Below are 2,192 nucleotides of genomic sequence, written 5' to 3'. Positions count from 1 at the left end.
CATCAGCGGGGTGCGCGGGGGCGGCCGGGTGGAGGGGCTCTTCGTGCGCGACGCCCGGCACTTGAGCCGCTGGCAGCTCACTGTCGACGGCGCCGTACCAGAGGTGCTGAAGCCGGTCGGTGAGGGTGACACGGCACGCTGCGTACTGGTGCCGCGCGGCGGGCGCCAGGAGCCGCCGGCGTACACGCTGTGGCGTGAGCAGGCCGTGGGTGACAGCTCGTTCGTGGAGTCGGTGCGCATCACCGGCAATCGTCCGACGGCCACCACGGTACGGCTCGCGCTCACCGTCGACGCCGACTTCACCGACCAGTTCGAGCTGCGCTCCGACCACCGCACGTACGTCAAGGCGGGTGCCGTGCGCAGTCGGCAAGTGATGGACGACGGGATCGAGTTCGGCTACCGGCGCGGTGAGTGGCGGTCCTGTACGACCATCACCGCCGACCCGGCTCCGGACGCGGTGGAGGAGACCGGCACCGGGGCCCGGCGGCTGGTCTGGACGCTCGAACTCGACCCGCACGGCGCGGCGGAGCTGCTGCTGCGGGTGGTGGCCCGCCCGCACGGTGACCGGCACACGGTGCGCGTACCCCGTGACCCGGCCGCCGTGAGCGGTGAACTCCGCTCGGCGGAAGAGGAGTTCATGGAGGGGGTCGCCTTCCCGACCGCCTGGCCGGAGTTGGCGGCCGCCTGTGTGCGCGGGCTGTCCGACCTGGCCGCGCTCCAGGTACCGGCGCGCGGGCCGGACGGCGAGGGGCTGCGGGTGCCGGCCGGGGGCGCACCCTGGTTCCTCACGCTGCTCGGCCGGGACGCCCTGCTGACCTCGCTGTTCGCCCTGCCGTACCGCCCGCGGCTGGCCGCCGCCACGCTCCCCGCGCTGGCCGCCACCCAGGCCACTGCCGACAGCGCCTCCGCGGTCGCCCAGCCCGGCAAGATCGTGCACGAGGTCCGGCACGGCGAGCTGGCCCACTTCGGGCAGGTGCCGTACGGGCGTTACTACGGCTCGGTCGACGCCACCCCGCTCTTCCTGGTGCTGCTCGGCGCCTACACGGAGCGCACCGGCGACACGGCCTTGGCCCGGCGGCTGGAGCGGCACGCCCGCGCGGCGGTCGGCTGGATGCTGGACCACGGCGGGCTGACCGCGCGCGGCTACCTCGTCTACCGCGCCGACGAGGGCGGCCTCGCCAACCAGAACTGGAAGGACTCCCCCGGCGCCATCTGCCGTGCCGACGGCACCCGGCCGAGCGGCGCGGTGATGGCGGCGGGCGCACAGGGATACGCGTACGACGCGCTGCGCCGTACGGCGTGGCTGGCGCGGACGGTGTGGGACGACGGGACGTACGCGGCGCTGCTGGAGCAGGCGGCTGCCGACCTGCGCGACCGCTTCCAGCGGGACTTCTGGCTGCCCGAACAGGCCTTCCCGGCCCTGGCGCTGGACGGCGACGGGCACCGGATAGACGCGCTCGCCTCGGACGCCGGGCACCTGCTGTGGTCGGGGCTGCTGGACAAGGAGTACGGGGAGGCCGTCGGGCGCCGGCTGCTGGAGCCGGACTTCTTCTCCGGCTGGGGCGTCCGTACACTCGCCGCCGGCCAGGCCGCCTACCACCCGCTCTCCTACCACCGGGGCTCGGTCTGGCCCCACGACAACGCGCTGATCACCCTCGGCCTCGCCCGTTACGGCCTGCACGACGAGGCCCGCGCCGTGGCCCGTGGCCTGGTGGACGCGGCGGCCTCCGCCGGGCACCGGCTTCCCGAAGTGCTGGCGGGGTACGGGCGTGACACCCACCCCGAGCCGGTGCCGTACCCGCACGCGTGTGTGCAGGAGTCCCGTTCGGCTGCGGCGCCGCTCGCCCTGCTCACCGCGGTCGGAGGCGCCTGAGACCGGCCTTGACCGGGCGTTTGCCCGGTATTTGCCGTAGGCCGTGAACACCGGCCTGCGGCGGACCGTACGGAAGGACGGCGGGCCAGGCGGACCGGCCTCCACCGGCCCTGCCCGGCCTCCCCGGCGCGGCCCGCCGCCTCCGTCGTCACCGGCCTCGCGCGGAAGGACCTCCGGGTTGCCTCAGCACAAGAACGCACACACGTCACCCGACGCGCCGGGGGGTGGTCCCGACGGCGGGGTGGAAACCCTTGTCGAGCACGGGAAGAGTGATGACCGGGGGGACGCCGGAGCGCCGGGGACGGAATCCGAGGACGGG

1 protein-coding gene is annotated in these 2,192 nt (G+C 74.8%); it reads left to right on the top strand.

The window, feature by feature from the left end:
* On the top strand, positions 1 to 1,873 hold a 1,873-nt coding region (locus tag CCN33_RS21365), incomplete at its 5' end, for an amylo-alpha-1,6-glucosidase (RefSeq protein WP_107483971.1).
* Between the last annotated feature and the right edge of the window lie 319 nt (positions 1,874 to 2,192).

Origin of the sequence: Streptomyces recifensis (assembly GCF_002154615.1) — a bacterium.
Taxonomy (GTDB): domain Bacteria; phylum Actinomycetota; class Actinomycetes; order Streptomycetales; family Streptomycetaceae; genus Streptomyces; species Streptomyces griseoluteus.
Note: the sequence above shows the minus strand (reverse complement) of the source record. Positions and strands in the feature narration are given on the sequence as shown.